Origin of the sequence: Cellulomonas hominis (genome assembly GCF_901521055.1) — a bacterium.
Classification (GTDB): Bacteria; Actinomycetota; Actinomycetes; order Actinomycetales; family Cellulomonadaceae; genus Cellulomonas; species Cellulomonas endometrii.
Genome location: NZ_CABEGA010000009.1, coordinates 68,171 through 77,498 on the forward strand (window position 1 = coordinate 68,171; position 9,328 = coordinate 77,498).

Annotated in this window: 7 protein-coding genes; 6 read left to right on the forward strand and 1 reads right to left on the reverse strand. The window is 76.1% G+C overall.

What is annotated here, in order from left to right; translation table 11 throughout:
• Positions 1 to 42 precede the first annotated feature (42 nt).
• From KJP73_RS01640 to KJP73_RS01660, 5 genes are read left to right on the forward strand one after another with little or no spacing between them, the layout of a single operon-like run.
• The gene (locus KJP73_RS01640) at positions 43 to 4,581 is read left to right on the forward strand and encodes a sensor histidine kinase (protein ID WP_213281014.1); all 4,539 of its coding nucleotides are present in this window, start codon (positions 43 to 45) and stop codon (positions 4,579 to 4,581) included.
• A gap of 49 nt (positions 4,582 to 4,630) precedes the next feature.
• On the forward strand, positions 4,631 to 5,080 hold the full coding sequence (locus KJP73_RS01645; RefSeq protein ID WP_213281015.1) for a roadblock/LC7 domain-containing protein: 450 nt from the start codon (positions 4,631 to 4,633) through the stop codon (positions 5,078 to 5,080).
• A 7-nt stretch (positions 5,081 to 5,087) separates the two neighbouring features.
• Positions 5,088 to 5,462 (forward strand): DUF742 domain-containing protein, encoded by a 375-nt coding sequence (locus tag KJP73_RS01650; RefSeq protein WP_213281016.1) that lies wholly within the window; start codon positions 5,088 to 5,090, stop codon positions 5,460 to 5,462.
• Positions 5,443 to 6,087: a GTP-binding protein gene (locus tag KJP73_RS01655; protein ID WP_213281017.1), complete on the forward strand. Its 645-nt coding sequence runs from the start codon at positions 5,443 to 5,445 to the stop codon at positions 6,085 to 6,087. The genes KJP73_RS01650 and KJP73_RS01655 overlap by 20 nt, the downstream gene beginning before the upstream one ends.
• Positions 6,088 to 6,124: 37 nt before the next feature.
• Positions 6,125 to 6,541 (forward strand): PIN domain-containing protein, encoded by a 417-nt coding sequence (locus KJP73_RS01660; protein ID WP_249669011.1) that lies wholly within the window; start codon positions 6,125 to 6,127, stop codon positions 6,539 to 6,541.
• Positions 6,542 to 6,572: 31 nt separating this feature from the next.
• Here KJP73_RS01660 and KJP73_RS01665 read toward each other — a convergent pair whose 3' ends face one another.
• Entirely contained in the window at positions 6,573 to 7,577 is a 1,005-nt protein-coding gene (locus tag KJP73_RS01665; RefSeq protein ID WP_213281019.1) for a LacI family DNA-binding transcriptional regulator, read from the reverse strand.
• 225 nt (positions 7,578 to 7,802) lie between these two features.
• Between KJP73_RS01665 and uxaC the strand changes: the two genes are divergently transcribed.
• Entirely contained in the window at positions 7,803 to 9,257 is a 1,455-nt protein-coding gene (uxaC, locus tag KJP73_RS01670; RefSeq protein WP_213281020.1) for a glucuronate isomerase, read from the forward strand.
• The last annotated feature ends 71 nt before the right edge of the window (positions 9,258 to 9,328 follow it).

The following is a 9,328-nucleotide window of genomic DNA, read 5'->3' on the forward strand; positions in this document are numbered from 1 at the left end:
GGCGACCCGGGTGGAGGACGAGGGATCGGGAGGCAGGTCGACATGCTGCGCAGGCTCGGCATCCGCGCCAAGGTGCTGGCGGTCCTCGCGCTGCCCGTGCTCGTCCTGCTGCTCACCGCCGGCTTCATCACCGTCCAGTCGGTCGGTGACGCCCGCACGGCCGGCACCGTCAGCGAGGTCGTGGGCGTCCTGCCGGCCTACGCCCGCGCCGCCGAGGCGCTCCAGCAGGAGCGCACGCTCTCGGTGCAGAAGGCCGGCGACGACGCGCTCGGCGGCAACATCGGCGCCTCGCGCTCCGCCACCGACGACGCGATCGCCGCGCTCGGCGTCGCGCTGCGGGAGGTCGACCTCTCCGGCCTGGACCCCCGCGTGGCGCAGGCCGTCGAGAACGCGAGCAACCAGCACGAGTCGATCGTCGAGCTCCGCGACCGGGTCGACGCCGAGTCGATCCCCCCGACCCTCGTCGACAGCAACTACACCGCCGTCGTCCGGGCCGACAACAACGTGCCGGTCGTGGTGGCCGAGACGCTGTCCGAGCGGTCCCTGGCCAGCCAGATGTCCGCCTACGGCGCGATCGCCGACACGATCGAGCAGGTGCTCCGCGCCCAGCCCGTCGCCGACGACGTCCTCCGCGAGGACGGCACCGACGGCGCCCAGGTGCGCGAGCTCGCCGGGCTGTTCGCCGTCCAGGACGAGCACCGCTCCGAGGCCCGCGACGTCACGAACAACCTGCGGCTCGAGGGCATCCAGCTCCCGTCCCGCGACGCCGACCTCACGGCGATGCAGCTCGCGATGGTCTCCGGCACCGAGCTCGCGGTGTCCGTCCTCGACCAGACCCGGTGGAACACCCTGGTCAACGCCGAGCTCGCCACGCTGCGACCGGTCGCGACCGACCTGCTCGAGTCCGCCACGGACCGCGCGGACGCCCTCGCGACCCAGGCGCGGGACCAGACGATCGTCACCGTGGGCGTCACCCTCGCCGCCGCGGCGCTGTCCATCGTCATCGCGTTCGTCGTCTCGCGGGGGATCGTCGTCCCGATGCGCCGCCTGACCGCGGCCGCCGGCACCGTCCGTGAGGAGCTGCCCCGCCTGGTGGAGCAGGTCGCGGTCCCGGGCGAGAGCCCCGACCTGACCCTCGCCGACATCCCCGTCGAGTCCCAGGACGAGGTCGGCCGCCTGGCCCAGGCGTTCAACGACGTGAACGCCACCACCCTCCAGGTGGCGCGCGAGCAGGCCGCCCTGCGTGGCTCGATCGCGGAGATGTTCGTCAACGTCGCCCGTCGCGACCAGGTGCTGCTCGGCCGCCAGCTGTCGTTCATCGACTCGCTCGAGCGGTCCGAGGAGGACCCGGCGACCCTGGCCAACCTGTTCCGCCTGGACCACCTCGCCACCCGCATGCGCCGCAACGCGGAGTCGCTGCTCGTGCTCGCCGGCATCGACTCCGGCCGGCGCCTGCGCGAGGCCATGCCACTGTCCGACGTGGTCCGCACCGCGTCCTCGGAGATCGAGCAGTACGACCGCGTCCAGCTGGAGCTGCACGCCGACCCGCTGATGCACGGCTTCAACGCCCTGGCCGCGGCCCACCTGCTCGCCGAGCTCCTCGAGAACGCCACGCTGTTCTCGGAGCCCGGCACCCCCGTCGTCGTCACCACCGGTGTCGACGGCGACCAGGTCGTCGTCCAGATCACCGACCAGGGCCTGGGCATGTCGCCCGACGAGCTCACCGAGGCGAACACCACGATCGCCTCGACGTCGCCCACCGAGGCCCTCGGCGCCCAGCGCCTGGGCCTGTTCGTGGTGGCGCGCCTCGCGCAGCGCCTCGGCGCCAAGGTCCGCCTGGAGCGGGCGAGCGGCTCCGGGATGTCCGGGACCATCGCGGTCGTCACGTTCCCGGTCGGCCTGTTCACCGCGAACGACCCGGCGCTCGCCGGCCCCGCAGCGAACGAGCGCGCGAACCGCATCGTCACGGGCTCGCAGCCGGTCCTCGACGCACCCGTCGCCGTCCCGGTCGACCTGGCCGCCCTCACCGACGGCTCCACGACCACCGGTCTGCCGCGCCGCCGCACGTCCGACGCGCCGTCCGCCCCCGCCACCCCGGACGCCCCGGCTGCGCGCCGCGACCTGCCCACCGAGCAGGACGTGGTCCTGCCGGCGCCCGCCGAGACGACCCTCGCGCCGGAGATCGCCGCCGAGGCCGCGGGCTGGACCCCGCTGGTCGCACCGGCCCCCGACGCGCCCGCACCCCTCGCGTCCCGCGGCTCGCTGCCGACCCGGGGCGGCCTGCCGTCGCGCACGCCCGCGGCCGCTCCCGCCGACGCCCCGGCCGAGACCCCCGCCGCGCCCGCCGGGCCGCGCACCGGCCTGTTCGCCGGGTTCCGTGGCCGCGAGGCCGCCGCCGGGCAGGGGGACGGCGAGGTCACCGACGGCGCAGGGGCCACGGAGGCCACGGCGGTCACGACGCCCGCGGGGGGCCGCGCTCCCGCCGAGACCGTCGCGCCCGTCGAGGTCGGCACTCCGGCCGAGGCCGCCGCGCCCGACGACGTCGCCGCCCCGGCTGAGGACGCGGCCCCGCACGCCGCCGAGGAGCGCGAGGTCGACCCGCACGCCGAGGTCGAGCCCGAGCTGTCCGCCGCCGACCACGCCCGCCTCGACGCGCTGTCGGCGCCGCTGACGGCAGGGTCCGTGCTCGACCGGGCTCCGGTGCTGGACGCCGAGCCCGACGCCGTCGCCGAGGCCGAGGTCGCCGCCGAGCCCGAGGTCGCGCCCGAGCCGGAGGTCGAGGCCGCTCCCGAGCCGGCCGCGCTGGTCGTCCCCGGCCTCGTGCCCGACGAGCCGCTCGACGAGGCCCGTGCCTGGGGCGGGTGGGCCGAGCCCGCGCCCGCCGCCGAGCCCGCCGAGGCGCAGGCCGAGCCCGTCTGGACCGGGTCCGCGTGGTCCGAGCAGACCGGTGCCGACGCCCCGACCGTGCCCAGCCTCGACTCGCCGCTGGCGTGGTCGGGTGACGTCGCCCCGATCGCCGAGCAGCCCGCGGCCGTGGCGCCCGACGCGCCGATCGGCCGCGCCGACGAGACGCAGCTGTTCGCCCCCGTGCCCGACGCGGTCGCCCCGGTGGCCCCGGTCGCGGAGCCCGCGCCGGCGTTCGAGCCCACCGCCGTGGCGGAGCAGGTCGTCCCCGCGCCGGTCGTCCCTGCGTCGTTCGCCCCCGAGCCGGCTGCCGTCCCGCCGGCGGTCCCCGCGGCGCAGGCGGTCCCGGCCGACGTCCCCGCCCTGCCGGACTTCGCCAGCCTCGTCCGCGGCGACGACGAGCCGGTCGCCGAGCCGGCCCGTCGCGAGCGCGCCCGCCGGTCGTTCTTCTCGTTCCGCCGCAAGGCCGCCGACCCGGCGCCGGTCCGCGCCGAGTCGGCCCCCGCGCCGTCCGTCGCTCCCGCGTGGCCCGCGACGTCCGTGCCGACCCCGGCCGTCCCCGCCGCCGCCACCACGCCCACGCTGCCGCCGGTCGTCCCGGCGGTGCCCGCACCGGCTGCCCCCGCGGTACCGCCCGCGTCGGCAGCGCCCGCGGTCCCCTCGCTGCCCGCCCCCGTGGTCAACCAGTCGTGGCTCCCGGCCGCGGCCTGGGCACCGGTCGAGGAGCAGCCCGCCCCGCTCGCCGCGCCGGGCTGGTCCGCACCGCAGCCCGAGCCGACGGAGTCCGCGGCGCCCGCCGCCGAGGCCGGGTGGCTGTCCGCCCCCGGCTGGGGCACCCCGGCCGCCGAGCAGCAGCCCGCGCCGGCCTGGGGCCAGCCGGTCCCGGACCAGCCCGCGCCCCACCAGCCCGTGTTCGGCCAGCCCGCGCCGGACCAGCCCGCGTTCGGCCAGCCCGCGTTCGGCCAGCCGCTCGTCGGCCGGCCCGCGCAGCCGGAGCAGCCGGCCGCCTGGTCGGCGCCGACCGAGCCGTTCGCCGTGCAGGAGCCGGCCGAGCCGGCGTGGGCCCCGGAGGCCCCGGCCGCCGCGGTGCCGCTGCCGACCCGCACCCGCGGCGTCGTCCCCCCGCCCGCGCCGGAGCCGGCCGAGGCCGCCCCTGCGGCGGAGCGTCGTCCGCACCGCGACATCAGCGCCTGGGCGTCCTCGTGGTCGCCCGAGGGCGGTGCCGTCCCGCAGCCGTCGGGCGCCCCGTCCTGGTCCGCGCAGCCGTCGCCGGCCGTCCCGGGCGCCCAGCCCGCGGAGGCACCGGCCCGGCGCCCGGGCGGGATGGACACGGAGGCCGCCGCGATGCTCGCGCTGCGAGCCGACATCCAGGAGCAGGCCTTGAGCGAGCTGAGCCAGCTGTCCGCGTACCGTCCGCAGGTCGTGGACCGGCCCGCCGGCGGCTCGCTCACCCGACGGGTGCCGACGGCGATCCCCGCCGCTCCCGAGATCTCGACCCCGGACCCGGGTCAGGCGACGGCGCGTGACGCCGACGGCCTGCGCGACCGGCTGTCGAGCTTCCAGTCCGGGACCCGCCGGGGGCGTCGTGCCCTCGGGGAGCCCGACCAGGGGCAGACCGACTCCGAGCCCCGCACCGAGTCCGACCACCAGCCCGTCCCGCCGTCGCCGTCATGGTGACACCGTCCCCGCAGCCGCCCACCGCGTCTGCATCACGTCAGGAGGATGTGTGACCACCCTCAGCACCGAGGCAGCCAACTTCGGCTGGCTCCTGGACAACTTCGTCCGGACCGTGCCCGGCACCCGGCACACGCTGGTGGTGTCGGCCGACGGTCTGCTCATGGCGATGTCCGAGCAGCTCGACCGGACCAGCGGCGACCAGCTCTCGGCGATCGTCGCGGGCATGTCGAGCCTGACCCGCGGGGCGGCGCGCCAGCTGCGCGCCGGCGACGTCCGCCAGGCGATCGTGGAGATGGACAACCTGTTCCTCTTCCTCATGAGCGTGTCCAACGGGTCCGTCCTCGCCGTGGTGGCCGACGCCACGTGCGACGTCGGCCTGATCGGCTACGAGATGGCGATGCTCGTCTCGCGGACCGAGGCCACGCTCACCCCGCAGCTCATCAGCGAGATGCGGGGCAGCCTCCCCGTCGACGGCGCCACGCGCGCTCCCACCATGTGAGGTGACGATGAGCGAGAGCGAGTTCGAGACGAGGACCGTCCGCCCGTACGCCCTCACCGGCGGCCGGGTGCGCTCGGAGCGGTCCGACTACCCCCTCGAGGCACTGGTCGAGCTGCTCCCTGGCGGCGTCGCAGGCCAGGGGCTCACGCCCGAGAAGCGGGCGATCCTGCAGCACGCGTCGCACGGCTACATCTCCATCGCGGAGCTGTCGGCCCTGCTGCACCTGCCGCTCGGCGTGGTGCGCATCGTCGTGTCCGACCTGGCGGACGCGGGTTACGTCCGCGTCCACGCCTCCGACCCGGTCGAGGTCCGCACCGGTCAGTCGCCCGCCCTGTCCCTGAGCGTCCTGGAGAGTGTTCTCAATGGCATTTCCGCCCTCTGACGCCGTGGCCGGCGCGACGACCGCCGTGCCCACCGCTCGCCCGGCCGGTGACTCCGGCGCTCTCGGTGCTCCTGCGCCCACCGTCGTGAAGATCGTCGTCGCGGGCGGCTTCGCCGTCGGCAAGACGACGTTCATCGGCTCGATCTCCGACATCGAGCCGCTCAACACCGAGGCCGCGATGACCGAGCACTCGGTCGGCGTGGACGACGCGGGCGGCCAGACCGACCGCAAGACCTCGACGACCGTCGCCATGGACTTCGGCCGCATCGCGTTGCCGGGCTCGCTGTGGCTGTACCTGTTCGGCACCCCGGGCCAGGACCGGTTCCTGTTCATGTGGGACGACCTGGTGCGCGGCGCGATCGGCGCTGTCGTGCTGGTCGACACCGACCGGCTCGACCAGTGCTTCCCGGCCGTCGACTACTTCGAGTCGCGCGGCATCCCGTTCGTCGTGGGCGTGAACTGCTTCGACGGCGTCGCGAAGCACCGGCTGGAGGACGTGCGCGAGGCCCTGGCCATCCCGGCGCACGTCCCGGTGCTGTACACGGACGCGCGCTCGCGCACCGCGACGAAGCAGACGCTGATCTCCCTGGTGCAGCTCGCCATGGAGCGGCTCCGCAAGGCCTGAGGCGGTCGACCCGCACGCCGACGATAGGGTGCGTGGCGTGCGGGTCTACGCCGATGGTTCGGCGCTCGTCCGCTACCTCCCGGGACAGCAGCACGCCGAGGACTGGCAGAGGTGGGCGGCCGGTCACGAACCGGAGCTCCTGGTCACGTCGCTGTCCCTGAGCGAGCTGCGCCACGCAGCCGCCCTGGCGCCGACGGACGTCCGCGCGCTCGCGCACGCCGTGGCGGACCGGCTGGAGGTGGTCCGGTACTCGGACCAGGCCCTGCGCTCGGCGGCGTTCAGCAGCGGGGTGCTGTCCCCGTTCGCGGCCCTGCACCTCGGGGTGGCGGTGGCCCAGCCCGGTGTGACTGCGGTCGCGACCTACGACCGCGGCCTGGCGGCGGTCGGGGCGATCCACGGGCTGGCGATCGTCTCTCCCGGCCTGCCGGACCTCTGGTGGGACGCCCCGGCCTGACCGCGGGTCAGGCGGTGCGGACGGCCGCGCGTCAGGCGGTGCGGACGGCCTCGGTGCTCGCCCGGACCACGAGCTCCGTCGGCAGCGGCTCCAGCGTGCCGGCCGCGAGGTCCTCGCCCGTGAGGTGGGCGTGCAGCCGGTCGACGGCGACGGCGCCCGCCTGCTCCAGGGGGATGTGCACGGTGGTCAGCGCCGGGGTGAGCAGCGCGGACAGCGAGATGTCGTCGAAGCCGACCACGCTGAGCCGCTCCGGCAGCGCGAACCCGAGCCGCGTCAGCCGCCCCAGCAGGCCGGCGGCCATGATGTCGTTGTAGACGACCACGCCGGTCACGCCGGCGAGCAGGGCGTCGTCCGCGGCGGCCGCCCCGCCCTCGACCGTCGGGGCGTAGCTGCCGACCACGACGCCCTCGCACCCCGGTGCCGCGGTCGCGTCGACGAACGCCGCGCGGCGCTGCGCGTTGGACCGGCTGGTCGTGGGCCCGGCGACGAAGCCGATGCGCCGGTGCCCGAGGGCCTGCAGGTGCCGCACGGCCCGCTCGACGCCGCCGCGGTTGTCCACCGTCACCGGCGGCACCACCAGGGCGGCCGGTGGCCCGGTGCGGCGGTTCACCAGGACGACGGGGCGGACGGCGGCGGCCTCCGCGAGGTCGTCGTCGGACATCCGGGGTGCGCAGAGCACGATCGCGTCGACGTTGGGCGCCAGGGTGCGCACCAGCTCGAGCTCCGTGCCGGGGTCCTCGTCGCTGTCGGCGAGCAGCACGGAGTACCCGTACCGGCGGGCCTGGCGCTGCGTGCCGCGGACGACGTCGGAGAAGAACGGGTTCGACAGGTCGGGCACCACGATGCCGAGGGCACCGGACCGGCCGGTCTTCAGGGAGCGGGCCGCGCCGCTCGGCCGGTAGCCCAGGTCCTCGGCGATCTCGAGGATGCGCTGCCGCGTCGCGGGGTCGACCTTCTCGGGGCGGGTGAACGCCCGGGAGACGGTCGACGCGGAGACCCCGGCGCGGTCGGCCACGTCGCGGACCGTCGATGCCACCGCGGAACCCCTCCTCGTGCCGGCGCCGCCCGGTGCCGCGCTGCGCCACATCGTACGGGCCGCGTCGCATGCAGTCGTGTGCATGACACAGGCACCGTTCGCGCCCGGCGCGCGCCCAGCACGTCGGGACATTCGTCCTGACCGCGGGGCTGTCGGCGCCGCAACGATGCACACGTGTGCACGCCACGGTGCACCCGTCGATCCGCTCCGGACAAAGGACGTCCCATGACCACGATCGCCCCGTCGACGCCGCGCGCCCTGGCCGTGCACCCCGACCGCGCCCTGCCGCTCGATCCCCGCCAGCGCGACGTCGCGCGCGAGATCTACGCCGAGACGGCCGGCCTGCCGCTCATCTGCATGCACGGCCACGTCGAGGTCGAGGCGTTCGCGGACAACCGGCCGTTCGCCGACCCGGCGCAGCTGCTGGTCGTCCCCGACCACTACGTGACGCGGATGCTGGTCTCCCAGGGCGTCGCCCCGGAGGCGCTCGGCATCCCGCGCGTCGACGGCGGCCCGGTCGAGACCGACTCGCGCGCCATCTTCCGCCGGTTCTGCGCCGGCTGGCCGCTGTACCGGGGCACCCCGTCGCGCTACTGGCTCGAGCACGAGCTCGTCGAGGTGTTCGGCGTCGACGTCGAGCCCAGCGAGGGGACCGCGGACGCGATCTTCGACCGGGTCGCCGCCCGGATCGCGGAGCCCGGCTTCCGCCCGCGTCAGCTGCTCGACCGGTTCTCCATCGAGCTGCTGGCCACGACCGACGCGGCCACCAGCCGCCTCGAGCACCACGCCCGGCTCGCGGCCGAGGGGCTGGGGGAGCGGGTCGTCCCGACGTTCCGGCCCGACGCGGTGGTCCACCTGGACCGCCCGGCGTGGCGCGCGGACGTCGCCGAGCTCGCGGAGGTCAGCGGCATCGCGACGGACACCTACGCCGGGTACCTGGCCTCGCTGCGGGAGCGCCGCGCCGCGTTCGTCGCCGCCGGCGCGCTCGCCAGCGACCACGGGCACCTCAGCGCCGACACCACGCCGCTCGACGCGTCGGTCGCCGCGGACCTGTACGCGCGGGCGCTGCGGGGCGAGCCCGGGTCGGTCACCCCGGCCGAGGTGCACGCCTTCGCCGCGCACATGCTGTTCGAGATGGCGCGCATGGCGTGCGACGACGGGCTGGTCATGCAGATCCACCCCGGCGTGCTGCGGGACCACCACGACGGCGTGCTCGCCGCGCACGGGCAGGACAAGGGCTTCGACATCCCCGTCGCGACCGAGTTCACCCGGGCGCTGCGGCCGATGCTGCAGGCGTTCGGCACGGACCCGCGGTTCCGCGCGGTGCTGTTCACCGTCGACGAGACCGCGTACAGCCGTGAGCTCGCCCCGCTGGCCGGTGCGTACCCCTCGCTGCGGCTCGGGGCGCCCTGGTGGTTCCTCGACTCCCCGGAGGGCATGCGCCGGTTCCGGGAGACGGCGACCGAGACGGCCGGGTTCTTCAACACCTCGGGCTTCGTCGACGACACGCGCGCCTACGCCTCCATCCCCGCCCGCCACGACCTGTCGCGACGCGTCGACGCCGGGTTCCTGGCGCGGCTGGTCCTGGAGCACCGGCTCCGCCACGACGAGGCCGTCGAGACCGCGATCGACCTCGCGTACCGCCTGCCGCGCCTGGCCTACGCCCGCCGGGCCGGCTGAGCCGCGGCGACCGCCACCCCTCTTCCCCCCCACCGACGCGAGGACGACGATGACCACCGCACCCCCGACCC

What these genes read in the sequence shown, in the direction of transcription:
- uxaC (WP_213281020.1), top strand. Translation starts at nt 7,803, where the DNA reads ATGACCACGATCGCCCCGTCGACGCCGCGCGCCCTGGCCGTGCACCCC.
- KJP73_RS01640 (WP_213281014.1), top strand. Translation starts at nt 43, where the DNA reads ATGCTGCGCAGGCTCGGCATCCGCGCCAAGGTGCTGGCGGTCCTCGCG.
- KJP73_RS01650 (WP_213281016.1), top strand. Translation starts at nt 5,088, where the DNA reads ATGAGCGAGAGCGAGTTCGAGACGAGGACCGTCCGCCCGTACGCCCTC.
- KJP73_RS01655 (WP_213281017.1), top strand. Translation starts at nt 5,443, where the DNA reads ATGGCATTTCCGCCCTCTGACGCCGTGGCCGGCGCGACGACCGCCGTG.